A 26,389-nucleotide genomic window follows, 5' to 3' on the forward strand; every position below is an offset into this window, starting at 1 on the left:
TCCGTTTTTCGCTCAGGTTAAAGCAGCCCAAAGAACTGCCGGGCCGTTACCACATCGTTCGCAATTTGTTCTTTCAACGCCTCCAGTGAGGCAAAGCGCTGCTCGTTTCGTATTTTCTGTTTCAGCACCACATCAATGTGACGACCATAGAGATCCATATTGATGTCGAGCAGGTGAACTTCAAGCTGCTGGCGTAAACCTTTTACGGTCGGACGGGTGCCGATATTGGCGACACCCGGCAGTGGCTCGGGCGTCAGACCCTGTACTTCCACCGCATAAACCCCTTTCACCGGCGTGACGCTGCGGCGTAAAGGAAGGTTCGCAGTGGGGAAACCCAGCGTGCGTCCCAGTGCATCACCGTGCACGACGCGGCCGGAAATAGTGAAAGGATGACCTAACAGCGACTCCGCCAGCGCTAAATCATCGGCAGCCAGCGCCTGACGCACGGCGGTGCTGCTGATTCGCTTACCGCCATCACAGAAGGTTTCGGTGCTGACGACCTCAAAGCCATACTCCGCACCGGCTTTCTGTAATAACAGGAAATCCCCCTGGCGACCAGCGCCGAAGCGGAAATCATCGCCGACTGCAAGGTACTTTACGTCCAGCTTGTCGACTAACAGGTCACTGATAAAACGCTGGGCGGACAAGGCCGCAAAGCGACGATCAAACCGCACGCACAACACTTTATCGACGCCGGCTTCCGCCATGTAGCGCAGCTTTTCACGCAGGCGTGTCAGGCGAGCCGGGGCTTTATCACCGGCAAACAGCTCCAGCGGCTGTGGCTCAAACACCATGACCACGACCGGCAGATTACGCTTACGTCCCTCTTCACACAGTCGCGACATCAGCGCCTGATGACCACGGTGCACGCCATCGAAATTACCAATGGTCAGAACGCAGCCGCGATGCTGCTCGTTAAGATTATGAATACCGCGGATAAACTTCATGGCTGGCCCAAACCGGTGGAAATCGGCGGATTATACCCTTGAAAGCGACTCAGGTTAACCCGTCAGCACGCCTTTCATGCTTTAGGCGCTGCATTTCCTGTTGCAGATGCGCATGTTAAGAATTTTGTCGCGAAATACTGTATTCAGCGAGGGGAAGCTGGTAGAATCTTGCGCCATCAAATACGTAACCGAGTGCTGCTCTTAGAGCGACGCTTATTTGCACAAATCCATTGACAAAATCAGGTTAGAAGGGCATAGTCCTCGGCCTTTGATTTGTCTCTATAGAACACATTTGGGAGTTGGACCTTGGCTAATATCAAATCAGCTAAGAAACGCGCCGTAACATCTGAGAAACGCCGCAAGCATAACGCTAGCCGCCGCTCAATGATGCGTACCTTCGTTAAGAAAGTATACGCGGCGATCGCTTCAGGCGACAAAGCTGCTGCGCAGAACGCATTCAATGAAATGCAACCACTCGTGGATCGTCAGGCCGCTAAAGGTCTGATCCACAAAAACAAAGCTGCACGTTATAAATCTAACCTGACTGCACAGATCAACAAACTGGCTTAATCGCCTGTTGTTAATCGCTTTGTTGAAAAAGCCGGCTTACGCCGGTTTTTTTTCGTCTGTACTCTGGCGGGGAAAGAGTCCGCTGAAGTCTGCGTGACAGAGCCGCTGCACCGCCGGATGCTGAATCATCCGCTCCGCGAAGAGGATGTGATATTCCTCTGACACCGCATCAAGCCGCCCGACTTCATAAATGCCGTCCTGCTTACTAATTTCCAGCGCAGGCGCCACAAAAATCGCATTCTGCCGCGCACCAAACGCCTTCATCAGTGCCGCATCATCAAACTCACCGAGAATCTCCACCTGCAGCCCCTGGGCCGTAATCCAGTTGAGGATTTTGCGCCCCAGCATGGAGCGACGGCCCGGAATCAGGAGTGGTCGCGTCTCAAGGCAGGCCGGAAAAGAGCGATCGGTGAGCAGTTGTTTGGACCAGAAACTGATCGGGCACTCCCCCAGCTTTACCGAAAACAGCCCTTCCTGTTGGGTGGGATCGATGGAGCAGTCAGAGATAATCATATCCAGCTTATGCTGACTGAGCTGCTCCAGCAGCAGCTCGTGGGTCGATTCAAAACAGCGCAGATGAATCTTCTCCTCTGCCACCACCGCGGTTTCCAGCACCTTGCTGACCAGCTGCTTAGAGAGCGCATCTGCCACACCAACATCCAGCAGCAGATGGGACTCCTTGCGGTAGTTAACGATATCCAGCATCTCCTGACCCAGCATAAACATGCGGTCAGCGTAGCGGAACACCAGCTGACCCAGTTCGGTCGGCACCAGCCCCCTTCCCTGACGCCGGAACAGCTTGCCCTGCAGGCGCTCCTCAAGTGCCTTAATTTGCCCTGTAATGGTCTGTGGCGTCAGCGAGAGGGCCTCTGCGGCACCCGCAATGGATCCCGCGCGGCAGGCGTGCCAGAAGTAGTAGAGATGATTGTAATTAATATGCGCCATAGGGTGCTCTACGCCGGACGCTGTTTCAGACGCCAGCCAAGGATCACATAGCCCAGCACCGCCGACAGAATCGAGCCTGACAGAATTCCCAGCTTCGCCAGGGTCATCAGTTCAGCACTGATATCGCCATAGGCCAGCGAGGCGATAAATATCGACATAGTGAAACCAATGCCGCACAGCACGCCCACCGCCGCGATATCTCTGATATCGGTGTTTTCCGGCAGCCGGGCTAAGCCGGTTTTGTCTGCCAGCCAGCAAAACAGCGTGATGCCCAGTGGCTTACCGATCAACAGCCCGGCCATGATGCCCAGCGGCAGCAGCGAGAAGAGGCTGCCGAACGAGACCCCCGTCAGCGACACCCCGGCATTGGCAAAGGCAAACAGCGGCAGGATGACCCAGCGCACCCAGGGATGCAGCGCATGCTCAAGATGAATCGCCGGAGAGTGTCCCTCTTTCTTCGCCAGCGGGATCAGGAAGCCGACCACCACACCCGCCAGCGTCGCATGAACCCCCGACTTCAGCACCGCCACCCACAGCACCAGCCCCACCAGCAGATAGAGACCGGTGTTTCGCACGTTGAGCAGGTTCATCAGCGCCAGCACGGCAATGGCGGCAGCGGCAACGCCCAGTGAGGCCATCGAAAGGTGATGCGTGTAGAACAGCGCGATAATGATGATGGCGCCAAGATCGTCGATGATCGCCAGCGCCATCAGGAAAATCTTCAGCGCGGGCGGCACGCGGCTGCCCAGCAGCGCCAGAATCCCCAGCGCAAAGGCGATATCGGTGGCGGTCGGGATCGCCCATCCGCTGCGGGTGCTGAGATCGGCCCCGTTAAACAGCAGGAAGATAAGCGCCGGAGCCATCATGCCACCCAGCGCCGCGATCAACGGGAACAGCGCCTGTTCACGTTTCGCCAGCGCCCCCATCACCAGTTCGCGTTTGACCTCCAGCCCTACCATCAGGAAGAACAGTGCCATCAGCGCATCGTTGATCCACAGCAGCAGGTCTTTACTGATATCGAGAGTGCCAAAGCGGAATTCCACCGGAATGGCCAGCAGATCGCGATAGCCCTGTTGCGTGGCGTCGTTGTTGGCCAGCAGCATCGCCAGTGCGGCAGCGATAATCAGCACCACACCGCCGGTGGCGTCGCTTTCAAGGAGTTTTTTTAGTCTGATGTTCACACGCGTTATCCTTTTCCAGAGGTCAATCAAAGTGCCTAAGAGTACCGGGAATAACAGTTCGAAAAAAACAGTTTATTTAGCGGGAATCCTTCGGAAATAACGAAGCGTGAAGTTCAGGCAAAAAAAAGCCAGCGGCTGAGCGCTGGCTTTTCAGGCGGATGAACTTAACGGGTTAAGTCATCGAAGAATTTTTTCACGCCATCAAAGAAGCTCTTGGAGCGCGGGCTGTTATGCTCGCCGCTTGGGCCGCCAAAACTCTCTTCCAGTTCACGCAGCAGCGCTTTCTGTTTCTCATTCAGGCTGACCGGGGTTTCCACCACGACGCGACATAACAGGTCGCCGACCGCGCCGCCACGCACAGATTTGACGCCACGACCACGCATGCGGAACAGCTTGCCGGTCTGGGTTTCTGACGGCACTTTCAGCTTCACGCGACCATCCAGTGTCGGCACTTCAATCTCACCGCCCAGCGCCGCCATCGCAAAGTTTATCGGCACTTCACAGTAGAGGTTGTTCTCTTCACGCTCGAAGATCGGGTGTTTCTTCACCGATACCTGAACGTAGAGATCGCCGGCTGGTGCGCCCTGCTCGCCCGCTTCGCCTTCGCCACTCAGACGAATGCGATCGCCGGTGTCCACCCCTGCCGGGATTTTCACTGACAGCGTTTTCGACTTCTCAACGCGGCCATGACCATGACAGGCGTTGCACGGATCTTTAATCACCGAGCCACGACCATGACAGGTCGGACAGGCCTGCTGAACGGTGAAGAAGCCCTGGCGCATCTGCACCTGGCCCGCACCGTGACAGGTTGAACAGGTTTGTGGCTGCGTGCCCGCTTTCGCGCCGCTGCCGTGGCAGACATCACACTCTTCCAGCGTTGGAATGCGGATCTCTTTGGTCACGCCGCGTACCGCTTCTTCCAGCGACAGCTCCATGTTGTAGCGTAAATCGGCGCCACGGGATGCGCGCTGACGGCGTCCACCACCAAAGATGTCACCGAACACGTCGCCAAAGATATCGCTGAAGTCTGCACCGCCGCCGCCAAAGCCGCCGCCGCCGAATCCACCGCCACCCATGCCGCCCTGTTCAAAGGCTGCATGACCATACTGATCGTAAGCTGCACGCTTCTGCGCATCGGTCAGGATTTCGTACGCTTCCTTGACCTCTTTAAATTTCGCTTCGGCGTCTTTATCACCGGGATTTCGGTCCGGGTGAAATTTCATTGCCAGGCGTTTGTAAGCCTTTTTGATTTCACGCTCGTCCGCGGATTTGGCGACGCCTAAAATCTCGTAGTAATCACTCTTCGCCATGTTTATTTAGCCCTTAACATGATCGCACGGGCGTGGAGAGATCTCCTACGCCCGTGCTGGTTTCAACAGCTGTCAGGCCAGCCGTCGCGCCCGGTCAGGGGCAATTATTTCTTATTGTCTTTCACTTCTTCGAATTCAGCATCGACAACGTCGTCATCTTTCTTCGCTGACGCGTCACCGGCATCCGCTGCACCCGCCTGAGACTGCTGTGCTGCTTCCATCAGTTTGCCGGACACTTCCATCAGCGCCTGCATTTTGGCGTCGATTTCAGCTTTGTCTTCGCCTCTCAGCGCAGTTTCCAGCGCGGCCAGAGCGGCTTCGATTGGCGCTTTATCATCCGCTGACAGTTTGTCGCCTGCTTCATCCAGCTGCTTACGCGTGCTGTGGGCAATCTGGTCACCCTGGTTACGCGTCTGTACCAGCTCTTCGAACTTGCGGTCAGATTCAGCATTCGCTTCTGCATCACGCACCATTTTCTGGATCTCTTCATCGCTCAGACCTGAAGAGGCTTTGATGGTGATTTTCTGCTCTTTACCGCTGTTCTTGTCTTTCGCAGACACGTGCAGGATACCATCCGCATCGATGTCGAAGGTGACTTCGATCTGCGGCAGACCGCGTGGCGCGTTCTGGATACCGTCGAGGTTGAACTGGCCCAGTGACTTGTTGTCATTGGCGCGCTTACGCTCACCCTGCAGCACGTGAATGGTCACGGCTGACTGGTTATCTTCAGCCGTCGAGAAGACCTGGCTGTGCTTGGTTGGGATCGTGGTGTTCTTGCTGATCAGCGAAGTCATCACGCCACCCATGGTTTCGATACCCAGTGACAGTGGGGTAACGTCCAGCAGCAGCACGTCTTTCACGTCGCCACCAAGTACACCACCCTGAACCGCAGCACCGACAGCAACGGCTTCGTCCGGGTTCACGTCTTTACGTGGCTCTTTACCGAAGAACTCAGTTACTTTGGCCTGAACCAGTGGCATACGAGTCTGACCACCGACCAGGATAACGTCGTTGATGTCTGATACAGACAGGCCCGCATCCTGCAGCGCAACTTTCAGAGGCGCGATAGAGCGTGCAACCAGATCTTCAACCAGTGACTCCAGTTTAGAGCGGGTCACTTTGATGTTCAGGTGCTTAGGACCCGTCGCATCTGCCGTGATGTATGGCAGGTTAACGTCGGTCTGCTGTGCAGAAGAAAGTTCGATTTTCGCTTTCTCTGCCGCTTCTTTCAGACGCTGCATCGCCAGTGGATCGTTGTGCAGATCGATGCCCTGGTCTTTCTTGAACTCAGCAACCAGATAGTTAATCAGGCGGCTATCGAAGTCTTCACCACCCAGGTGGGTATCACCGTTGGTCGCCAGAACTTCAAAGGTTTTTTCGCCGTCAACTTCGTCGATCTCAATGATTGAGATATCGAAGGTACCGCCGCCCAGGTCATAAACCGCGATGGTGCGGTTGCCCTGGCCTTTATCCAGACCGTATGCCAGTGCAGCAGCAGTCGGTTCGTTAATGATACGTTTGACTTCCAGACCTGCGATACGGCCGGCATCTTTAGTCGCCTGACGCTGCGCATCGTTGAAGTAGGCCGGTACGGTAATAACCGCTTCAGTCACTGGCTCACCGAGGTAATCTTCGGCGGTTTTTTTCATTTTCTTCAGCACTTCAGCAGAGATCTGCGGTGGTGCCATTCTCTGACCTTTCACTTCCAGCCATGCGTCGCCGTTGTCAGCGCCGGTGATTTTATACGGCATGATTTTAATATCACGCTGTACTTCTTCGTCCTGGAAGCGACGACCGATCAGACGCTTAATTGCGAACAGGGTATTCTGCGGGTTGGTCACTGCCTGACGTTTAGCCGGTTGACCGACCAGAATTTCGCCATCCTGTGTATACGCAATAATTGAAGGCGTGGTGCGATCGCCCTCGGCATTTTCCAGCACGCGTGCTTTAGTGCCATCCATGATCGCAACACAAGAGTTGGTTGTACCCAGGTCAATACCAATAATCTTACCCATCTAAACATCTCCCACTTAAATTCGTTGCCAATTTGGGTTGTGAACCTTTTATGTGGGCGGGTTGTTTGCATTCAACTGCCAGCACATGCTTTTTTTCCAACGTTCACAACGCTCGATGACAAGTAAATGGGGCCGCTTCGATGCGCATCAAGGGCTAAACCAAAAAAAATTTTTTAACTCTGGCCCTGCCGGGATCAAAGAACGCGGACAGAACGCTGAATATGATGCGCGGGTCCGTTCCCCTCAGGGAGTGAGGCGGCATCCTTTTCTTTCATCAATAATCATTTACTGCCGAGGAACTATGGCAAATTCAACACTGGCTAACCCTGCCCCGCTGGGACTCATGGGATTTGGCATGACAACGATTCTGCTGAACCTGCACAACACAGGCATGTTCGAAATGGACGTGGCGATTTTAGCCATGGGGATTTTTTATGGTGGGATTGCGCAGGTGCTGGCCGGCCTGCTGGAGTTCATCAGGAATAATACCTTTGGACTGACGGCTTTTACCTCTTACGGCATGTTCTGGTTGAGCTTCGTCGCGATCCTGCTGTTACCGGAACTCGGCCTGGCGAAAGCGCCTGACGAACGCTTTCTGGGCACCTGGCTGGCACTGTGGGGCATCTTCACGCTGTTTATGTTTGTCGGCACGCTGAAAGGGGCGCGGATGCTGCAGTTTGTTTTCGGCTCGCTTACCCTGCTGTTTCTGCTGCTGGCCGTGGCGCATCTCATGCCCCTGCCCGCGCTGGTCCCGATCGCGGGCTGGGTCGGGATCGTCTGTGGTGCCAGCGCCTGCTATCTGGCGATGGGTGAAGTGCTGAATGGAACGTTTGGCCGTACCCTTCTGCCGATTGGTGCAAAAGCGCATTAAGCCGGCCTTTACGCCTGAAAAAAAGACGCGGAGCCTGGCTTCGCGTCATTCCCTTTACAACGATTTAATCCCCTGATGCAGGCCCGGCTCGTGGCTGACATCACGCCGCAGCCAGATCCCCGTCAGTAACCCCACCAGCGCCAGCGCCATTACATACCAGCACGGTGCCATCACTGAGACATTCATCAGCAGCGACACAAAGATCGGTGTCAGCCCGCCAAAGATCGCATAGGAGAGGTTGTAGGAGAATGAGAGTCCGGTAAAACGCACTTCTGCCGGAAAGGCGCGCACCATGACAAACGGCACGATGCCGACGACCCCGACGCTGAGCCCCGCCACGCCATAGAGCAGGAAGAGGTGCTGCGGATAGAGGGCGCTCAGGTGATAAAACTGCCAGCTACAGATCGCCAGCAGCACGCTGCCGACACACAGGGTACGACCGGCACCAAAGCGATCGGCAGCGAGTCCGGCAATAATGCAGCCAATGCAGAGCATCACGGTGGCGATGCTGTTGGCCTGCAGGGTCAGCGCGGGCGCAATGCCCTGCTGCTTCTGCAGCCAGACAGGCGACATCAGGATCACCACGACGATGCAGGCAGAGAGCAGCCAGGTCAGCAGCATGGAAATCACAATCGACTTTTTATGCTCCGCCAGGACGGTCTTCAGTGGCAGGGTTTCAGCCAGCGCTTTACGCTGCTGCATCTCAATAAAGACCGGGGTTTCATGCAGCCAGCGGCGCAGGAACATCGCAATCAGCCCAAACACGCCGCCCAGGAAGAATGGAATACGCCAGCCGCCATCATGAATCGCCTGCTGCGACATCGAGGTATTGATCAGCGTTGCCACCAGTGACCCCAGTAAAATGCCGATGGTCAGCCCGGCCGTCAGCGTGCCACAGGCGATGCCGATACGTTTGTAAGGCACGTGCTCCGCGACAAACACCCAGGCACCCGGCACTTCCCCGCCAATCGCCGCACCCTGCAACATCCGCATCAGCAGCATCAGCAATGGCGCGGCAATGCCAATCGTCTGCCAGGTGGGTAAAGCGCCCATCATCAGCGTCGGCAGCGCCATCAGCAGAATGCTCAGGCTGAACATCTTTTTGCGTCCGAGTTTGTCGCCAAAATGCGCCATCACGATGCCGCCCAGCGGACGCGCCAGATAGCCTGCGGCAAAAATGGCAAACGTCTGCAACTGACGCAGCCATTCCGGGATATCTGAGGGGAAGAAGAGTTCGCCAATCACGGTGGCGAAGAAGACAAAGATAATGAAGTCGTAAAATTCCAGCGCGCCGCCCAGCGCGGCCAGCGCCAGGGTTTTGTAATCCTTACCGGTCAGACGCTGCGTATGAGTCGGATTCATAATATTCCAGAGGCAAAAGAGACATGGTTGTAAAGATACCCTTACTATATCGTCAATCTTTTGCCACACCAGCAAGGCTATAGCTTATGCCTGAAATGGGGAATATTTAGTTATTTATCTCACGTATCGCGCTTTTAGGCCGAAATGCTGCTACCACATCGGGATGCGTTTCGACGTAAGGCCCTTCCAGCAGCTGTAAACAATAAGGTACAGAGGCGAAGATGCCGTGCACTTTTACCTTGCCCTGCTCATCCTTCAGCCCCTCCAGCGTCTCTTTGATCGACTTCGGCTGACCGGGCAGATTGAGAATCAGCGACTGTTTGCGGATCACCCCGACCTGACGCGACAGAATCGCGGTCGGCACGAACTGCAGGCTGATCTGGCGCATCTGCTCACCAAAGCCGGGCATTTCCCGATCGGCAACGGCTAAGGTGGCATCGGGCGTAACGTCGCGTCGGGCCGGACCGGTGCCGCCGGTGGTTAACACCAGATGGCAAAAACGTTCATCGACCAGCTCGCAAATCGCGTGTTCAATCATCGGCTGCTCGTCGGGCACCAGACGGGACTCAATCTCAAACGGGCTGCTGATTGCGCGACTCAGCCAGCTCTCCAGCGCGGGAATACCCTCATCCTGATAGATGCCGTTCGCGGCGCGATCCGAGACCGAGATCAGGCCAATGCGTAATGTATTCATGATTAGCTTCGCTGTGATTTACCGCGGTGCGGTGGAGTAAAAGGGGAATAGCAGAGAGGATAATATAAAGTGAAAGGGTCGGAAAAGGGAAAACCGTGGCAGCCTGCGCCGCCACGGTCAGCCGATTACAGCAGTTCTGCCAGCATCTTCTCAAGTTTGCCCTGATCAACGGCAAAATTGCGGATACCTTCAGCCAGCTTGGCAACGGCCATTGGATCCTGGTTGTGCTGCCACAGGAACTCAGACTCGGTCATGCGGGCCGGACGCGCTTTAACTTCGCCGCTGTAGCTCAGTTTACGCTCCAGGGTGCCTTCGCTCTCTGCCAGCTCTTTCAGCAACGCAGGAGAGATAGTCAGACGGTCACAGCCAGCCAGCTCAATGATTTCGCCGACGTTACGGAAGCTCGCGCCCATTACCACGGTTTCATAGCCGTGCTGCTTGTAGTAGTTGTAGATTTCAGAAACAGAAACCACGCCTGGATCTTCGTGCGCGGCATACTCTTTCTTGTCGGTGTTGGCTTTGTACCAGTCGAGGATACGGCCAACAAACGGAGAGATCAGGAACACGCCCGCTTCGGCACAGGCACGCGCCTGAGCAAAGGAGAACAGCAGCGTCAGGTTACAGTTGATCCCCTCTTTTTCCAGCTGCTCTGCAGCACGGATGCCCTGCCAGGTAGAGGCCAGTTTAATCAGGATGCGGTCATTGCTGATACCGGCATCGTTGTAGAGTTTGATCAGGCTGCGGGCTTTAGCGATGCTGCCTTCAGTGTCGTAAGAGAGACGCGCATCGACTTCAGTCGAGATACGGCCTGGGATCAGTTTCAGGATTTCCAGACCAATGTTTACGGCCAGCTTGTCAGAAACCAGCTGCAGCTGCTCTTCTTTGTTGCTGCTCTGCTCACGCGCCCAGCCGATCGCTTCATCGATCAGTTTACGGTATTCAGGGATTTGTGCGGCGTTGAGAATCAGAGAAGGGTTGGTGGTGGCGTCCTGCGGCTGATACAGCTTCATGGCTGCAATATCACCGGTGTCGGCGACTACGGTAGTAAGCTGACGCAGGGAGGTAAGTTTGTCCGTCATGTTCTTTTCTCTTAGTTAACTGTCAGTGTGAAAAAAGGCTGTTGGGATAATATCACGCGGCAACGGTGGCGCAAGGTCAGGGAATGCCGTTTACGATAGCGGGAACAAATAGGTGTGATTCGTCATTCTTTCCGGCTTTTTTGGTACACTGCGAAGCCTGATAAGCCGCCAATACCCTGTTAAACCAGGCATTAACCGAGGAAGCAACTATGTTGATGGTGATCTCTCCCGCCAAAACGCTGGATTATGAAAGTCCGCTGGCGACAACGCGTTTCACCCAGCCTGCGCTGTTAGAAAAGTCACAACAGCTGATTGAGATTGCGCGCGATCTGTCACCTGCCAGCATCGCCTCGTTAATGGGCATCAGCGACAAACTGGCGCACCTCAATGCCGATCGGTTTAACAGCTGGCACCCCGACTTTTCACCGCAGAATGCCCGTCAGGCCATCCTGGCGTTTAAAGGTGATGTCTACACCGGTCTGCAGGCCGAAACCTTCAGCGATCAGGATTTCGACTTTGCACAGCAGCACCTGCGCATGTTGTCAGGTCTGTATGGCGTACTGCGTCCGCTCGATCTCATGCAGCCTTACCGGCTGGAGATGGGCATTCGCCTGGCAAATCCGGCGGGTAAAGATCTCTACACCTTCTGGGGCGATCTCATCACGGATACGCTGAATGCCGCACTGGCGGAACAGGGTGATGAGGTGCTGATCAATCTCGCCTCGGACGAATATTTCAGAGCGGTGAAGCCGAAGAAACTGCAGGCACAGCTGATTAAGCCCGTGTTCCTCGATGAGAAGAACGGCAGCTATAAAGTGATTAGCTTCTATGCCAAAAAGGCGCGTGGATTGATGAGTCGCTATGTGATTCAGCAGCGCCTGACAAAGCCGGAACAGCTTAAGGCGTTTGATGTGGATGGCTATCGTTTTGATGGGGCCAGCAGTAGCGAGAGCGAGCTGGTCTTTAAGCGCGCGGAGCAGTAACGCCCCCGCACGCTGTGCTTTTCACATCACAGACAGGCTTCCCGCAACCGGGAAGCCTTTCACAGCACTACTTCAGCAGGAACGCCCGCAGCGAGGCGAAGTCACCCTTCATCTGATGCGACAGCAGCGGCAGATCGGCGCGCTCCGCTAACTCCGGCGGCAGCGTCAGGGTCTGCTCAAGAATCGCTTCCACGCTTTCACGGAATTTCGCCGGATGCGCCGTGCCGAGGAACAGACCATACTCGCCTTCCTGCAGCTGATCGCGCAGCAGACGCCAGGCGATGGCGGCATGAGGCTCGGAAACGTAGCCAGTCTCTGCCAGTTCACGCATGGCGGCACGCGTGGTCTCATCAGAAACAGCACCACAGGCCAGATCGGTTAAGCGCCAGGTTTTACGGCGGAACAGCTCTTCCACACGTGGCCAGTTGTTCGGCTGGCTGACATCCATCGCGTTCGACAGCGTTGAAACCGTCTGGTTTGGCTGCCATTCGCCGTTGCCGAGGAAGCGCGGCACCGTATCGTTGGCGTTGGTGGCGGCGATAAAGCGTTTGATCGGCAGGCCCAGTGATTTCGCCAGCAGACCCGCCGTCAAATCACCAAAGTTGCCGCTCGGCACAGAGACCACCAGCTGATTGCGTTTTTCCTGTGGCAGCTGTGCGACCGCTTCAAAGTAGTAGCAGATCTGCGCCAGCAGGCGGCTGATGTTGATGGAGTTAGCCGAGTTCAGACCAATCGTCTTTTTCAGTTCTTCATCATCAAACGCCTGTTTCACCAGCGACTGACAGGCATCGAAATCGCCGTCGATCGCGATGGTTTCGATGTTGCCGCCCAGGGTGCAGAAGAGTTTCTCCTGCAGCGGACTGATTTTGCCCTGTGGATAGAGGATCACCACGCGCACGTTCTTCATGCCGTAGAACGCGTGCGCCACGGCCGCACCGGTGTCACCGGAGGTCGCGGTCAGAATGGTGATCTGCTCATCTGAGCCTGAAACATACGACAGCATCTGCGCCATAAAACGGCCGCCGAAATCTTTAAACGCCAGCGTCGGACCGTGGAACAGCTCCAGACAGGCGATATCTTCGCTGACGGCTTTCACCGGGGCCGGGAAGGCAAAAGCGGCTTTAACACGCTCATGCAGCTGCTGGGCCGGAATCTCGTCACCAATGAACGCGGAGAGAATTTTGCTGCTGCGGCTGACAAAATCCATCTCCAGCATCGCGTCGATGTCGGTCAGTTCAAACTCTGGCAGTTCCAGCGGAAAGAACAGACCCTGCTGTGACCCCAGACCCTGTTTCACCGCCTGGGCGAAGCTGACCTGCTCGTTGTGATCCTTCAGATTGTAGAGTTTCATGCGTTATCCCAATTGTCGTGCGCCAGCCGTGTCGAGACGGCAGATATGGACGAAGCCTTCATCATTCTGCAGATAGTGCTGGCTCAGCCAGTCAGCCATCCGCTGTGCCGTTTCCATCTGATTGCAAACGGCGAAAAGTGTCGGACCAGAGCCGGAGATACCGCACGCCAGTGCGCCAATATCTTTAGCGGCCTGCCGCGCCTCAGCGAAGCCTGGCAGCAGCCGGGTCCGGTAAGGTTCGGCAATCACATCCTGCATAAGTTTAGCTGCCAGCTGCGGCTGACGCGTATGACAGGCGTGAATGAAGCCGGCCAGCAAACGGCCATGCTTGATGCAGTCCTCTTTGCGGTACTGCGCCGGTAAAATGGCGCGCGCTTCTGCGGTGGACACTTTAATGCCCGGATAGGCCATCACCCACAGCCAGTCGTCAAAGCCCGGCACCGCCTGGCTGATGATGTCATTCTCCTGCAGCATCAGTTGAATGCCACCGAGGAAGCAGGGGGCGACATTATCATAATGTACGCTGCCGGAGATCCGCCCTTCCAGCTCGCCCATCAGCGTCAGTAACGTGCTGTCGCTGAGCGGCTTACCGCAGAACTCGTTCATCGCCATTAAACCGGCCACCACCGAGCAGGCGCTGGAACCCAGCCCGGAACCGATGGGCATATTCTTCTCCAGGGTCATCGCCACCGGAATCTCTTTGCCCACCGCCTCGCAGAAAAGCTGCCAGCACTGATACACGATATTCTCTTTAGGATCGGCGGGCAGCTTACTGACAAAACGTCCGGCGTTGGTCAGTGAAAACTGCTCTGCCGCTTCCACGGAGACGCAGTCACCCAGCAGGGAGCCATCAACCGGCGATACCGCCGCGCCCAGCACATCGAAGCCGACGCTGACGTTACCTATCGAGGCCGGTGCGTAAATTTTTACCATGATTAAACTCCCAACTTCCATGACAGCGTACGCAGCAGGTCGGCAAAGACACCGGCCGCTGTGACATCATTTCCTGCACCGTATCCGCGCAGCACCAGCGGAATCGGCTGATAGTAGCGGCTGTAAAACGCCAGGGCGTTCTCGCCGTTCTTCACTTTATAGAGCGGATCGTTGCCGTCAACGGCGTCGATCTTCACTTTGCAGATGCCGCCCTCTTCAATCACGCCAACGTAGCGCAGGACTTTGCCCTCATTCTGCGCCTGTGCAACGCGGTCGGCAAAGGCGTTATCCAGCTCGGGCAGACGCTGCATAAACTGCTCAACATCCTGGATTTCGGTCAGGCTGGCAGGCAGCAGCGGCTCGATCTCAATGTCGCTCAGCTCCAGCTGATGGCCCGCTTCACGCGCCAGGATCAGCAGCTTACGCGCCACATCGGTGCCAGCGAGATCGTCACGCGGATCGGGTTCGGTGAAGCCCATCTCACGCGCCATATTCGTGGCCTGCGACAGCGAAACCCCTTCATCCAGCTTGCCAAAGATGAACGACAGCGAGCCAGAAAGGATACCGGAGAAACGCAGCAGTTCATCACCCGCGTTCATCAGGTTCTGCAGGTTTTCGATGACCGGCAGTCCGGCCCCGACGTTGGTATCATAAAGGAATTTACGCCGTGATTTGGCGGCAGCGGCGCGCATCTGCTGATAGTAATTCCAGGAAGAGGTGTTGGCCTTTTTGTTCGGCGTCACCACGTGGAAGCCTTCGCTGAGGAAATCCGCATACTGATCGGCGACCGCCTGGCTGGAAGTACAATCCACAATCACCGGATTGAGCAGATGATACTCTTTCACCAGACGGGTCAGACGGCCCAGATTAAACGGCTCTTTGGCTTCGTCTAATGCCGACTGCCAGTTGCTTAAATCGATGCCGTGGACGTGGGTTAACAGTGCATGCGAATTAGCGATGCCGCAGACCCGCAGGTCGATATGCTTTTTCTTCAGCCACGCCTGCTGACGATGCAACTGATCCAGCAGCGCACCACCGACCCCGCCGACGCCGACGACAAACACTTCGATCACCTGATCGGTGGCGAACAGCATCTGATGCACCACGCGCACGCCGGTGATCACTTCGTCATTGTTCACCACGACCGAGATAGAGCGCTCGGAGGAGCCCTGTGCAATCGCCACGATATTGATATTGGCACGCGCCAGCGCTGAAAAGAATTTCGCTGAGATGCCGCGCAGGGTGCGCATGCCATCGCCCACTACCGAGATTACCGCCAGGTTTTCAATGATATCCAGCGGATCCAGCAGGCCATCTTTCAGCTCCAGATAGAACTCTTCTTCCAGCACATGACGCGCCCGCGCCAGCTCGCTCTGCGGCACGCAGAAACTGATGCTGTATTCGGAAGAGGATTGGGTGATCAGCACGACCGAGATGCCGGTGCGCGACATCGCCGCAAAGACTCTGGCCGCCATCCCGACCATCCCTTTCATGCCGGGACCGGAAACGTTGACCATCGCCATGTTATTCAGGTTGGTGATGCCTTTTACCGGGCTCTCATCCTGCTCGCCTTCGGCACCAATCAGGGTGCCGGGTGCCTGCGGATTAGCGGTATTTTTGATCAGGCAAGGGATCTGGAACTGGGCGATAGGCGCGATGGTGCGGGGATGCAGTACTTTGGCACCGAAATAGGAGAGCTCCATCGCCTCCTGATAGGACATCGACTTCAGCAGACGCGCATCCGGCACCTGACGCGGATCGCAGGTGTAGACGCCATCCACATCGGTCCAGATTTCACAGCAGTCGGCGCGCAGACAGGCGGCCAGCACGGCGGCTGAATAGTCTGAACCGTTGCGGCCCAGTACCACCAGCTCGCCACGCTCGTTACCGGCCGTGAAGCCCGCCATCAGGATCATGTTCTGCGGCGGGATCTGGCTCGCTTCGATGCGGCGGGTTGATTCAGCGATATCGACAGTAGATTCGAGGTAGTGGCCAATCGCCAGCAGCTTCTCCACCGGATCGATCACGCTGACCTCATGGCCGCGCGCCTGCAGCAGCGCTTCCATGATCGCAATCGAGAGCTTCTCACCGCGACAGATAATCGCCGCGTTAACGCTGTCCGGGCACTGTCCCAGCAGGCTGATGCCGTGCAGCACCTGCTTCAGCTGTGCAAACTCCAGGTCAACGCGGGTTTTCAGTCGATCAAATTCAAAGCCCGGCTGTGCGTCAGCCAGTCCCTGCAGCAGCGCGCTGAAGATGCGTTCGGCGTCGCTGATATTCGGCAGAGCATCCTGACCACTGATGGTTTTTTCAATCATCGCCACCAGATGGTTAGTGATCTTTGCTGGCGCAGAGAGCACGGTTGCAACCTGTCCTTGTTGCGCATTACTTTCCAGAATGTCAGCGACGCGAAGAAAACGCTCCGCATTCGCTACCGAGGTCCCGCCGAATTTCAGCACTCGCATGATATAAACTCTCCTGAATTTAAGCCGAAAAAAAAGCCCGCACTGGTTAGGTGCGGGCTTTTTTTCTGTTTTTCCTGTATGCGTCAGCCCGCACCGTTACCTGGGGTAATGGTGGTGGTAATAATTGTGGTGTTCAGGCTGATTTTACGCATTTAGATTTATTTTCTGTCTGTTTTTGTCTGTCCGTCTTGCTTCCAGAAGTAAAGCAAAGCGCACGTTAAGTCAACCCGATTTGTCCGGCGGACAGATTTCAACCACTGCGCACAGCCACCGGTGAAACCGTGAAACGGTGTTCGATCGTTTGCGATGCAGAAATTCCCTGCGATCTGTTGCTATAAAATCAGCTTTTTGCCGAGGATTTATCTGTGAGTTTTTTTTCAATATCGTGCAGCAGACGATGCAGCATCGCACTGTCGCGCTGTTCCAGCAGACCCACCCGCTGATCGATCCAGTCTGACAGCTTCTCATCATCACTGACGTCGAGTTGCGCCAGCAGCTGATGGAATCGCTGACGCAGTGCCTGCAACTGCTGCCCGTCGGCGGCGGACGCTGTTGGCGCTTCCACCTGATTCAGCTTCGACAGCTGATAGCAGTAAACCATGACCGCCTGACCGAGATTCAGTGACGGATAGTCATTCGCCATCGGGATGCCGGTCAGCAGGTCGACCTGCTCCAGCTCTTCATTGGTCAGCCCGCTATCTTCGCGGCCAAACACCAGCGCCATACTGTTGACCCACTGGCGCTTCTCCAGCAGTTGCGTTTCAACCTGCTCCGGTGTGGCGTAGTAGCGAAACTTTGCCCGGCTGCGCGCGGTCGTCGCCACCGAAAAATCGATATCCGCTAACGCATCAGCCAGGGTTGCAAAGGTCTGAACGTTATCGAGGATCTCACCAGCGCCATGCGCCACCCGACGCGCAGCAGGATCCTGCCAGGCGTCGCTGGCAACGATACGCAGCTGGCTGAATCCCATGGTTTTCATGGCACGCGCCGCAGCGCCGATATTTTCTGGCCGCGCAGGCGAGACGAGAATCAGGGGAAAAAGCATATTTAATCCATTGGTTCATTTACATAACGCCATATTAACATGGCTGTTAATAATTCAGCCGCCACAAGGTAATAAGAAAATCGCGTGTTAACGATGTTAAACCGGTTAAAAGTCGTGGCCCGAAACTTTTTATCGCCGAAACCAGCCTTATTAAAGAAAACGCTATTAAGTCATTCAACTTCAATGAGATAGAATGTGATTTCCAGCGGGTTTTATTTTGGCCCGACTGAGTAAAAAATGTAACGAAAATGATGCTTTTTGTGAGCTAACCAGGCAATCTGCGAGAAGTTTTTCACAAAAGTGTTAACGTGCTACAATTGCATTTGATATAAGTCAACGAAGCGTTGTTTTTATGCTTATCGGTTGTAGTTGGTGCTGTTAGGTTGCTGTTAATACAGTTAGGATATGCGCCATTATCATTAACGCCCGGGGCATGCAATTTTCATCCTGACTGGCTGAGCTAATACTGTTGTTGACGTTGATAGATGGCTTATCAAAATATGATTTCGTACAACGGTTCAGCGCGGCCCGCCGCTCTCGATGATGGAGAACGCCATACCGCTGTACGCCCTGTTTTCAATTTGTTGACAAATTTTAGGTAGCTAAACATGCAGACCCCGCACATTCTTATCGTTGAAGACGAACTGGTCACGCGTAATACCCTCAAAAGTATTTTTGAGGCGGAAGGTTATGTGGTGTATGAAGCGACTGATGGTGCTGAAATGCATCAGGTGCTGACCGACAATGACGTTAACCTGGTCATCATGGACATCAACCTGCCCGGTAAAAACGGCCTGTTGCTGGCCCGTGAACTGCGTGAGCAGGCCAATGTTGCTCTGATGTTCCTGACCGGCCGTGACAACGAAGTCGATAAAATTCTTGGTCTGGAAATTGGCGCCGACGACTACATCACCAAACCGTTTAATCCGCGTGAGCTGACGATTCGTGCCCGTAACCTGCTGTCGCGCACCATGAATCTGGCGATGCCAGGTGAAGAGCGCCGTCAGGTAGAAAGCTACAAATTCAATGGCTGGGAGCTGGATATCAACAGCCGCTCACTGATCAATCCAAACGGCGAGCATTACAAACTGCCTCGCAGTGAGTTCCGCGCCATGCTGCACTTCTGCGAAAATCCGGGCAAAATTCAGACCCGTGCCGATCTGCTGAAGAAAATGACCGGCCGCGATCTTAAGCCACACGATCGTACCGTCGATGTCACCATCCGTCGTATCCGTAAGCATTTCGAATCCACGCCGGACACGCCAGAGATCATCGCCACCATTCATGGTGAAGGTTATCGCTTCTGCGGCGACCTGCACGACTAAGCCGTGCCCGATGCAGCAAATAAAAAAACGCCCCTGCGGGCGTTTTTTTTTGTGCTCAGTATGACGACAGCATTAGTGCCACGGCATAATCGGCACGGCGCTGAGCGCATTTTTCGGAGAGCCATCGACCACTTTATCGGAGTAGGTCAGGTAAACCAGAGCGTTGCGCTTTTTGTCGAAGAAGCGTACAACCTGCAGCTTCTTGAAGATCAGAGAGGTGCGCTGGCGGAATACCACCTCACCCTCTGCTTTGCCCTGCGCAATTTTATCACTCAGTTCCACCGGCCCCACCTGCTGACAGGAAATCGCGGCATCAGAGGTATCCTCTGCCAGACCCAGTCCGCCTTTAATACCCCCGGTTTTCGCCCGGCTGATATAACAGGTTACATTTTTAACGTCCGGGTCATCGAAAGCTTCAACGACAATTTTATGGTCAGGCCCGAATATCTTGAACACCGTATCAACAGAGCCAATCTGTTCGGCAAAGAGCGGGCTGGAAAAGGTCAGCGTGGTCAGCGCAGCGATCATGAGACGACTTATTGTCATGGAGTTACCATTGCAAATGGAATAGATGAGAATGTAATGTACTGTTAATTGAATCAATGACCAAACCAAAACGGGTTTCAGCCCGTACTGATTTAGCACAACCTTCCCCGAGAAACGTCCCGCGTCTTTTGAGCAATGAGTGCTAATATTCTTCGAATGCTTTAGCTGTACCACCAGAGTATGAGGATGTTTTATGGACCAAGCCGGTATCATTCGCGATTTGCTTGTCTGGCTGGAGAGCCATCTGGATCAACCCCTTTCACTGGACAACGTTGCCCAGAAAGCCGGTTACTCTAAATGGCATTTACAGAGGATGTTCAAAGACGTGACCGGACACGCAATCGGCGCCTATATCCGTGCCCGTCGTCTGTCTAAGGCCGCCGTGGCGCTGCGCCTGACCAGCCGCCCGATTCTGGACATCGCACTTCAGTATCGTTTTGATTCACAACAGACTTTTACTCGCGCATTCAAGAAACAGTTTGCTCAGACACCGGCCTGGTATCGTCGCTCTTCCGACTGGAACTCCTTCGGTATTCGTCCCCCGATTCGTCTGGATAATGAGACACAGCCGGAACCGGCTTATGTCACCCTGCCGGAAACGGTACTGGTGGGACAGACCCAGAGCTACACCTGTATTCTGGAGCAGATTTCCAGCTACCGCGACGAAATGCGTCTGCACTTCTGGAAGCAGTTCCTGCTGGAAACGGACACGGTGCCGCCGGTGCTGTATGGCCTGCATCAGGTGCGAGCCAGCCAGGAAAAAGAGGATGAGCAGGAGATTCTCTACACCACGGCAGTACCGGCTGACAGCGCGGTCAATCTGCATTCCGGCCAGAACGTTATTCTGGAAGCGGGCGATTACGTGCAGTTCACCTATACCGGTCCGCGCGTCGATCTGCAGGAATTTATCCTGCTGCTCTACGGCACCTGCATGCCAACGCTGGGACTGACCCGCCGTGAGGGACAGGATATCGAACGCTTTTATACCCATGGTGGTAAAAAACGCAGTGAGCCGCCGACTGAGATCCGTTGCGAATATCTGATTCCGATTCGCCGTCAGCAGGCCGAAGCCAGCTAAGTGTCAGACTGCCGTCATCGCGACGGCAGTCTGAGTGCAATCAGCGTTGCAGCTCGTCGAGCGAGGGCGCATCCAGATGGGAAATATCTCCCGCCATCTCCACAATCCAGCCTTTTGCCAGCCAGGCACTCTCCTGATAATCCACCCGTGAGAGTGAGCAGTTGCGCAGACGCAGGCGACGTTCCGCATAGGCGGGCAGACCCAGAATCGTGCTGACCAGCGACCCCAGCGCCATGCCGTGACTGACCAGCAGCGGACGACTTCCGGCAGGCAGATCGAGACAGGCATTCAGCGCGGCGTGCATGCGCGTTGCCATCTCCGTCATCGACTCCCCTTCAGGAATGCGGCCGCCTTCGGTGCCGTTGACCAGCGTGGCGCGCCACGCCTCTTCTTCCGCCGTTAAGCCATCCAGCGGACGCTTCTCAAGCACACCCATATTCAGCTCACGCAACCGCGCATCCAGCGTGACTGAGCAACCGCAGGCATCCGCGATAATCTCGGCGGTGCGACGCGTGCGCCCCAGATCGCTGGCAATAATATGCGTGATGCCCAGATGTTTCACGCGCTCACCCACCTGCCAGGCTTGTTGCTCACCTTTTTCCGTCAGCGGACTGTCGGACTGACCCTGAATGCGGCGTTCCGCATTCCATACCGTTTCACCGTGACGAACAAGATAGACCTGTAACATGTTAGTTTCCGTTATACTGCGACAAAAATCGCTTTAGGCACTGTCCCATCAGGCGTCCTTGTTGCAGGCAGTCCGGACACAGATAGCGCGATGGGCCAGGCTCTTAATCACCTGAGGGTTCAATCAATTATGTACCATGTTGTCGCAGCCACAACCAACCCAGCGAAGATTAACGCGATTGCTCAGGCTTTCAGCGACGTTTTCGGCGAGGGATCCTGCCATATTGAAGGGGTCGGGGTCGATAGCGGCGTTGCAGCACAACCGTTAACCCATCTCGAAACGCGAACTGGCGCACGTCAGCGCGTGATGAATGCCCGGCAGGTCCGGCCTGAAGCGGCGTTTTGGGTGGCCATTGAGGCGGGCATCGAAGATGACAGCGCATTTGCCTGGATGGTGGTGGAAAATCAGAAGCAGCGCGGCGAATCGCGTTCGGCCAGTTTTACCCTGCCGCCGGTGGTGCTGGCGGGTCTGCGCGAGGGCCGCGAACTCGGCGATGAGATGGCGCGGTTAACCGGCATCGACAATATCAAACACAAGGGTGGCGCAATCGGGGCGTTCACCAACGGCCTGCTCACCCGCTCCAGTGTCTATCATCAGGCACTGATTCTGGCGCTCTGCCCGTTCGTCCATCCGCTCTATCAGCAGTAATCAGGCGCGTCCCAGACGCGCTTCCAGCCACCGTTTCAGCTCCGGCGGCGCCTCTTTCAGGCTGTTAGAGCCACGGGTAATCGTCGCAATGCCCACGCCGAGCTCATTTTTAAGCTCACGCTGGCTCATCTCGCCGTTCATTAACTCTTCGATAATTCGCAGACGGGTGCCAAACGCTTCCCGCTCATCGGGCGTCATCATCAGTTGCATCAGGGGCAGCGCATGGCCATCAGCAAAGGCCTGCTGCATCAGCACGACAAAGCGCTGCCAGCTATCTTCTGCCAGATGCGCATCGGTAGAGGGGGAATCAGAATGGGTCATGAAGAGGCTTCCGTACTCACTAAAGAGTACGGAAGCTTAGCACAGCTAGTAACGGCGATTCCACTCAGCATCTGACAGGATCTTGTCAGGCTTGCCCATGAAGTGGCGATAGTAGGCGTCATACGCCAGCACACTCTTCACGTAACCGCGCGTTTCAGAGAACGGAATGGTCTCAATAAACGCCACGGCGTCGAGATTGCCCGCACTGGTTTTCAGCCAGCTACGCACCCGGCCAGGACCGGCGTTGTAGGCCGCAGAGGCGAAAATCCGGTTCTGGTTGAACTGCTGATAGACATACTCCAGATACTGCGTACCGATCTGGATATTGGTCTCCGGATCAAGCAGCTGGCTGGTATTGCTGTAGCCAGGAATGTTGTACATCTTCACGGTATGCGCCGCCGTGGCAGGCATAATCTGCATCAGACCGCTGGCACCGACCGGGGAACGCGCTTTCGGGTTCCAGGCGCTCTCCTGACGCGAAATCGCCATCGCATAGCTTGGCGGGATCTGCTTCACCTCGGTATTGCGTTCATAAACGCTCCGCCACGCCAGCGGGAAACGCTCTTTCAGGCTGTCCCACATTTTAGCGGTGATCGTCGCCTGCACGCTGAGATCCCACCAGTCCTGCTCATTGGCGTAACGCGCCAGCATCTGCTGCTGCGTGTGCGTCCGGCTGCCGATCAGATTGCTCCACTCGCTGCGGGCCAGGTTATCCAGTCCCCAGTACATCAGCTCGCGAACGCGGGCCAGTTCCGGTCCCTGGATAGTCGCGCTGTCAGGCTTCGGCGCTTCATCAATCTGCAACGGGTAGTCAACGCCCAGTCGCTGGGCCGCCACCATCGGATAGAAACCGCGCTCCTTCATCAGCTTGCGCAGGATCTCTTCGGCTTCCTCTTTGCGGTCTTTTTCAAACAGCAGATCGGCCTGCCAGTACTGCCACTCATCTTTCTCTTTGGCTTCCAGCGGCAGACGGGCGATCCAGGTGTTCAGGCCGCGTCGGTCATGCTGAGAGAGCGCCAGTCGCACCCGGCGTTCCACCAGCGCGGTAGATTCACTGTTCATCACCACCGCATCGCGCCAGCGCGACTGCTCAGAGGTGAGATCGCTGCCCATCATCCGCCAGACCACAATCTCCTTCAGCGCCTGCTCATCTTCCGGCCCCATCTTCTGCGCCCGGACCAGAATCGGAATCAGGCTGCGGGCATTTTCCATGTCCTGCCGTGCCACACGCGTAAAGGCGTAAATCGTGGCCTGACGGGTGAAGTCGGTTGGCCCGACGGCGCTGGCAAAGGAGCTGACCGTTAACGGGTCCTGCTGCAGGGTCTGTATCGCGTCAGACATGGTCTGATAATCGGCAGGCAGCGTTTTCGCCAGATAGCTCACCAGACTGTCATTGCCGGCTTTCATCGCCAGCCGGATACGTTCCAGGATAGTAATGGGCGATATCTGACCGGAAGCCTGCCAGACCGAGAAGAGCTTATCGCAGTCCGCGGGCAATGCCGTGCCGCGCAGCCAGATCTGTTTCGCGCCATCAAACGCGGCCTGCTGCTGCCCGGTGGCCCATTTGGCGTAATACCAGTTACAGCGCGCCTGCACCGGTTTGGGTTCGGTCGGGCTGAAGTTCAGCACGCCCTGCCAGTCCTGCCGGTAAGCCAGCACATTGATAAAGCGGGTACTGAGCGATCGCGCCGGTGGCAACGTCGGATACTGGCGAATAAAGTTCTGCACCGCCAGGGTGGTCTCCTGATCGAGATCCTGAGCCAGCAGGCGATACTGCAGATAAGGATAGAGCGGATAGTCCTGTAGCGTGGGCAACAGCTGATCCACGGTAGCCATCTGGTTACTGTCCCAGGCCTGTTTAATTTGTTGATAACGTTGCCGTTGTTGATCAAGCGAATCGGCCCATGCGCTGCTGGCCGAACCGACCAGGCAGATCCCTATCATCCAGTTACGCCACTTCACCACGTAAATCTCCTCTGTTGCTGGGGCCGGCGAGTTGCCAGACAGTCTTCATGCTAACCGGGCCACCGGACTCTTGCCATGTTCTTCACAAAATTTACGCACACAGACATTAAACGCACCGTCATTGCTCAGCGTGCGCGCCGTGATTGTGCAAATTATCATCAGAAAATCTTATCACTGAACGTATTAAACAGTTGAATCATCGCGTTAAAAAAGTGGCACAGCCTTTGCTCTGTTGAATTCCATCTTGTATACCAGCTGGAATTCTTCTTATGACTTCAACCCTCGGCCTGACGCTTCCCGCCTGGCAGCAGCGCTATCAGCAGGCGCCGCAACAGATTAGTTCGCTGCTGAGCGCCCACCTGGCGGCTCTCGATACGCACGATAATGCCTGGATCTATCTGGCGACCCCGGAACAGTTAGCGGCACAGATTGAACCGCTGCTGGCGGACTATCAGCGCGATCCCGGCTCACTGCCGCTGTTTGGTGTCCCCTTCGCCGTTAAAGACAACATCGATGTGGCGGGCTGGCCGACCAGCGCCGCCTGCCCGGCCTTTACCTATACCGCCAGCGAAGATGCGGTCGCCGTCGCCCGGCTGAAAGCCGCTGGTGCCGTCGTCATTGGCAAAACCAACCTCGATCAGTTCGCGACCGGTCTGGTGGGCACCCGCTCGCCGTTTGGCGCGGTCAGTAACACCTTTGACGCTGATTATGTCAGCGGCGGCTCCAGCTCCGGCTCGGCATCAGTGCTGGCGCGCGGGCTGGTCGCCTTTTCACTCGGCACCGATACCGCCGGTTCGGGCCGCGTGCCGGCGGGCTTCAACAATATTGTCGGACTGAAGCCAACCAAGGGCTGGTTCTCTGCACGCGGCGTGGTGCCGGCCTGCCGCCTCAACGACACCATTTCGGTGTTTGCCCTGACGGCAGAAGATGCGTTCAGCGTCGCCAGCGTCATCGGTGGCTACGATGCCGGTGACGCCTATTCGCGCATCAATCCGCGCACCGCCCCGGCTAGCCTGCCGGTTCATCCCCATTTTGCTGTCCCGGCGAATCCGGAGTTCTTTGATGATGCCGCCGCCGAAGCGGCCTGGGATCAGGCACTGGAAGCGCTGCAGGCGGGCGGCGCGACGCTGCACCCCATCGACTTCACCCCATTCCGGAAGCTGGCTGAACAGCTCTATTACGGCGCCTGGGTCGCCGAACGCACGGCGGCGGTGGGCGCTATGCTCGATCGTCCGGCGGAGATGGACCCGGTCGTGTATGAGATCGTTGCAAGCGGCCTGAAATACAGCGCGGTTGATGCCTGGAAAGCCGAATATCTGCGCGCCGAACTGACGCGCCAGATTCAGGAGACGCTGGCAAAGTTTGATGCGCTGGTGGTGCCAACCTCGCCCACCATCCACACCCTGGAAGAGATGAAGCAGGAGCCGATTCACTTCAACTCGCAGTTCGGCACCTACACCAACTTCACAAATCTCGCCGACCTCTCTGCCCTGGCGCTGCCCGCGCCGTTCCGCAACGACGATCTTCCGGCAGGCATCACGCTGATTGCACCGGCCTGGCACGATCGGGCGCTGGCGGAGTTTGGCATTCGCTGGCAGCAGCAGCTCGCTCTGCCGCTGGGCGCGACCGGTCAGCCCTGCCCGGCCCGTCGCGCCACGCTGCCTGCCTCACCTGACCACGTCCGGCTGGCGGTGGTCGGTGCGCATCTCACCGGGATGCCGCTTAATTTCCAGCTCACCGAACGCAATGCCGTCTGGGTTGAAGAGACAAAGACCGCACCACACTACCGCCTCTTCGCCCTGCTGGAGGGCGCGATCAAAAAGCCCGGCCTGATGCGTGATGACCAGGGAGCGGCGATCACCGTGGAGCTGTGGGATATCCCGCTGGCGCGCTTTGGCGAGTTTGTAGCGGAGATCCCTGCACCGCTGGGCATTGGCAGCCTGACACTGGCCGATGGCCGGGTGGTTAAAGGCTTTATCTGCGAAGGCTCAGCGCTGAAGACCGCGCTGGAAATCACTGAAACGGGCGGCTGGCGCAACTGGCTGGCATCACAGGGGAGTCACTGAT

At 56.2% G+C, this 26,389-nt stretch carries 24 protein-coding genes and 1 other annotated feature; of the genes, 7 read left to right on the forward strand and 17 right to left on the reverse strand.

Going from position 1 to position 26,389, the window contains the following annotated elements; translation table 11 throughout:
* Positions 1–17: 17 nt before the first annotated feature.
* Positions 18–947, reverse strand: a complete 930-nt coding sequence (ribF, locus tag PU624_RS19590) for a bifunctional riboflavin kinase/FAD synthetase (protein WP_283546292.1) — start codon at positions 945–947, stop codon at positions 18–20.
* Positions 948–1,253: 306 nt separating this feature from the next.
* Here ribF and rpsT point away from each other — a divergent pair, with 306 nt between their 5' ends.
* A complete protein-coding gene (gene rpsT, locus PU624_RS19595; RefSeq protein ID WP_008925553.1) occupies positions 1,254–1,517 on the forward strand; it encodes a 30S ribosomal protein S20 in 264 nt (87 codons plus the stop codon).
* Between the two features lie 36 nt (positions 1,518–1,553).
* Here rpsT and nhaR read toward each other — a convergent pair whose 3' ends face one another.
* From nhaR to dnaK, 4 genes are all read right to left on the reverse strand, one after another.
* Positions 1,554–2,462, reverse strand: coding sequence for a transcriptional activator NhaR (gene nhaR / locus PU624_RS19600; protein WP_283546293.1), 909 nt, complete (start codon positions 2,460–2,462; stop codon positions 1,554–1,556).
* 8 nt (positions 2,463–2,470) lie between these two features.
* Positions 2,471–3,643, reverse strand: coding sequence for a Na+/H+ antiporter NhaA (gene nhaA, locus PU624_RS19605; protein ID WP_283546294.1), 1,173 nt, complete (start codon positions 3,641–3,643; stop codon positions 2,471–2,473).
* Positions 3,644–3,807: 164 nt separating this feature from the next.
* Complete coding sequence (gene dnaJ, locus PU624_RS19610; RefSeq protein ID WP_283546295.1) at positions 3,808–4,953, reverse strand: molecular chaperone DnaJ; 1,146 nt, start codon at positions 4,951–4,953, stop codon at positions 3,808–3,810.
* A 104-nt stretch (positions 4,954–5,057) separates the two neighbouring features.
* Positions 5,058–6,968, reverse strand: a complete 1,911-nt coding sequence (gene dnaK / locus PU624_RS19615; protein WP_031593939.1) for a molecular chaperone DnaK — start codon at positions 6,966–6,968, stop codon at positions 5,058–5,060.
* A 301-nt stretch (positions 6,969–7,269) separates the two neighbouring features.
* Between dnaK and satP the strand changes: the two genes are divergently transcribed.
* Positions 7,270–7,839 carry an acetate uptake transporter gene (satP, locus tag PU624_RS19620; RefSeq protein WP_283546296.1) on the forward strand — a complete coding sequence of 190 codons (570 nt, stop codon included), beginning with the start codon at positions 7,270–7,272 and terminating at the stop codon, positions 7,837–7,839.
* Positions 7,840–7,893: 54 nt separating this feature from the next.
* On the opposite strand, the gene PU624_RS19625 is transcribed toward satP, so the two are convergent.
* The 3 genes from PU624_RS19625 to tal form a co-directional block, all read right to left on the reverse strand.
* Entirely contained in the window at positions 7,894–9,201 is a 1,308-nt protein-coding gene (locus PU624_RS19625) for an MFS transporter (RefSeq protein ID WP_283546297.1), read from the reverse strand.
* A 106-nt stretch (positions 9,202–9,307) separates the two neighbouring features.
* Complete coding sequence (gene mog / locus PU624_RS19630; protein WP_283546298.1) at positions 9,308–9,895, reverse strand: molybdopterin adenylyltransferase; 588 nt, start codon at positions 9,893–9,895, stop codon at positions 9,308–9,310.
* Positions 9,896–10,020: 125 nt separating this feature from the next.
* Positions 10,021–10,974, reverse strand: a complete 954-nt coding sequence (gene tal, locus PU624_RS19635) for a transaldolase (protein WP_013356716.1) — start codon at positions 10,972–10,974, stop codon at positions 10,021–10,023.
* Positions 10,975–11,183: 209 nt separating this feature from the next.
* On the opposite strand from tal, the gene yaaA reads away from it, so the two are divergent.
* The gene (yaaA, locus tag PU624_RS19640) at positions 11,184–11,957 is read left to right on the forward strand and encodes a peroxide stress protein YaaA (RefSeq protein ID WP_283546299.1); all 774 of its coding nucleotides are present in this window, start codon (positions 11,184–11,186) and stop codon (positions 11,955–11,957) included.
* A gap of 67 nt (positions 11,958–12,024) precedes the next feature.
* Here yaaA and thrC read toward each other — a convergent pair whose 3' ends face one another.
* From thrC to PU624_RS19665, 5 genes are all read right to left on the reverse strand, one after another.
* The gene (thrC, locus tag PU624_RS19645; protein WP_283546300.1) at positions 12,025–13,308 is read right to left on the reverse strand and encodes a threonine synthase; all 1,284 of its coding nucleotides are present in this window, start codon (positions 13,306–13,308) and stop codon (positions 12,025–12,027) included.
* A gap of 3 nt (positions 13,309–13,311) precedes the next feature.
* Complete coding sequence (gene thrB, locus PU624_RS19650) at positions 13,312–14,241, reverse strand: homoserine kinase (protein ID WP_283546301.1); 930 nt, start codon at positions 14,239–14,241, stop codon at positions 13,312–13,314.
* A 2-nt stretch (positions 14,242–14,243) separates the two neighbouring features.
* Positions 14,244–16,706, reverse strand: a complete 2,463-nt coding sequence (gene thrA, locus PU624_RS19655) for a bifunctional aspartate kinase/homoserine dehydrogenase I (protein ID WP_283546302.1) — start codon at positions 16,704–16,706, stop codon at positions 14,244–14,246.
* A gap of 26 nt (positions 16,707–16,732) precedes the next feature.
* Positions 16,733–16,851, reverse strand: a sequence feature (Thr leader region).
* A complete protein-coding gene (thrL, locus tag PU624_RS19660) occupies positions 16,790–16,858 on the reverse strand; it encodes a thr operon leader peptide (protein WP_090964490.1) in 69 nt (22 codons plus the stop codon). (Overlaps the previous feature by 62 nt.)
* Before the next feature lie 188 nt (positions 16,859–17,046).
* Positions 17,047–17,751, reverse strand: a complete 705-nt coding sequence (locus tag PU624_RS19665) for a tRNA/rRNA methyltransferase (protein WP_283546303.1) — start codon at positions 17,749–17,751, stop codon at positions 17,047–17,049.
* A 608-nt stretch (positions 17,752–18,359) separates the two neighbouring features.
* Here PU624_RS19665 and arcA point away from each other — a divergent pair.
* The gene (arcA, locus tag PU624_RS19670) at positions 18,360–19,076 is read left to right on the forward strand and encodes a two-component system response regulator ArcA (protein ID WP_283546304.1); all 717 of its coding nucleotides are present in this window, start codon (positions 18,360–18,362) and stop codon (positions 19,074–19,076) included.
* Positions 19,077–19,148: 72 nt separating this feature from the next.
* Here arcA and creA read toward each other — a convergent pair whose 3' ends face one another.
* Positions 19,149–19,622, reverse strand: coding sequence for a protein CreA (gene creA, locus PU624_RS19675; protein ID WP_090964162.1), 474 nt, complete (start codon positions 19,620–19,622; stop codon positions 19,149–19,151).
* A 193-nt stretch (positions 19,623–19,815) separates the two neighbouring features.
* Between creA and robA the strand changes: the two genes are divergently transcribed.
* The gene (gene robA / locus PU624_RS19680; protein ID WP_283546305.1) at positions 19,816–20,700 is read left to right on the forward strand and encodes an MDR efflux pump AcrAB transcriptional activator RobA; all 885 of its coding nucleotides are present in this window, start codon (positions 19,816–19,818) and stop codon (positions 20,698–20,700) included.
* 40 nt (positions 20,701–20,740) lie between these two features.
* Here the strand turns inward: robA and gpmB are convergent, their stop codons facing one another.
* Positions 20,741–21,388: a 2,3-diphosphoglycerate-dependent phosphoglycerate mutase GpmB gene (gene gpmB, locus PU624_RS19685; RefSeq protein ID WP_283546306.1), complete on the reverse strand. Its 648-nt coding sequence runs from the start codon at positions 21,386–21,388 to the stop codon at positions 20,741–20,743.
* A gap of 129 nt (positions 21,389–21,517) precedes the next feature.
* Here gpmB and yjjX point away from each other — a divergent pair, with 129 nt between their 5' ends.
* The gene (gene yjjX, locus PU624_RS19690) at positions 21,518–22,036 is read left to right on the forward strand and encodes an inosine/xanthosine triphosphatase (RefSeq protein ID WP_283546307.1); all 519 of its coding nucleotides are present in this window, start codon (positions 21,518–21,520) and stop codon (positions 22,034–22,036) included.
* On the opposite strand, the gene trpR is transcribed toward yjjX, so the two are convergent.
* Both trpR and sltY read right to left on the reverse strand, forming a co-directional pair.
* Positions 22,037–22,357, reverse strand: coding sequence for a trp operon repressor (gene trpR / locus PU624_RS19695; protein WP_283546308.1), 321 nt, complete (start codon positions 22,355–22,357; stop codon positions 22,037–22,039). It abuts the gene before it with no gap.
* 45 nt (positions 22,358–22,402) lie between these two features.
* The gene (sltY, locus tag PU624_RS19700) at positions 22,403–24,322 is read right to left on the reverse strand and encodes a murein transglycosylase (protein ID WP_283546309.1); all 1,920 of its coding nucleotides are present in this window, start codon (positions 24,320–24,322) and stop codon (positions 22,403–22,405) included.
* A 269-nt stretch (positions 24,323–24,591) separates the two neighbouring features.
* On the opposite strand from sltY, the gene atzF reads away from it, so the two are divergent.
* Complete coding sequence (gene atzF / locus PU624_RS19705; protein ID WP_283546310.1) at positions 24,592–26,388, forward strand: allophanate hydrolase; 1,797 nt, start codon at positions 24,592–24,594, stop codon at positions 26,386–26,388.
* Position 26,389 lies beyond the last annotated feature (1 nt).

The organism is Pantoea sp. Lij88 (assembly GCF_030062155.1).
Taxonomy (GTDB): Bacteria; Pseudomonadota; Gammaproteobacteria; order Enterobacterales; family Enterobacteriaceae; genus Pantoea.